The sequence below is a fragment of the Bartonella sp. AA83SXKL genome (assembly GCF_042196965.1).
Classification (GTDB): Bacteria; Pseudomonadota; Alphaproteobacteria; order Rhizobiales; family Rhizobiaceae; genus Bartonella.
Window position 1 is genome coordinate 1 of sequence record NZ_JBHIRG010000158.1, and the last position, 767, is coordinate 767.

The following is a 767-nucleotide window of genomic DNA, read 5'->3' on the forward strand; positions in this document are numbered from 1 at the left end:
TATGGTCCAGTTATTAGTCCATGGCGAAAAAAAGACTCTAATGAAAAACTCGTACCAGGTGGTTCTTCAGGTGGTTCTGCGGCCGCTGTTGCAGCAGGGCTTTGTGTGGGTGCAACCGCAACAGATACAGGTGGCTCAATACGTCAGCCAGCAGCATTTACTGGTACTGTAGGGATAAAACCAACTTATGGACGTTGTTCACGGTGGGGAACCATCGCTTTTGCCTCATCACTTGATCAAGCAGGACCTATAGGGCGAAATGTTCGAGATTGTGCTATTTTACTTAAATCAATGGCTTCCTTTGATGAAAAAGATTCTACTTCAGTTAATTTACCAGTGCCTGATTATGAAAGTTATATTGGTCAATCCATCAAAGGAATGAAAATTGGTATTCCAAAAGAATATTACCTTGAGGGAATGTCTCCTGAAATCGTTGAACTTTGGCAAAAAGGAATAAATTGGCTAAAAGAAGCAGGGGCTGAAATAAAAAATATTTCATTACCCCATACAAAATACGCTTTGCCTGCTTACTACATTGTGGCTCCTGCAGAAGCATCTTCTAATTTGGCTCGTTATGATGGTGTTCGTTTTGGTCTTCGTATACCGGGAAAAGACGTTATTGAAATGTATGAAAATACTCGCTCAGTTGGTTTTGGTAATGAAGTGAAACGACGTATTTTGATTGGCACTTATGTTCTTTCATCGGGCTATTATGATGCCTATTATCTTAAAGCTCAGAAAGTACGAACATTAGTAAAGCGTGATTT

The 767-nt window shown here is 40.0% G+C and carries 1 protein-coding gene; it reads left to right on the forward strand.

What is annotated here, in order from left to right; all coding sequences use genetic code 11:
* The coding region (locus ACFINO_RS10310; RefSeq protein ID WP_375655729.1) for an amidase family protein at positions 1-767 on the forward strand (767 nt) is incomplete at both ends.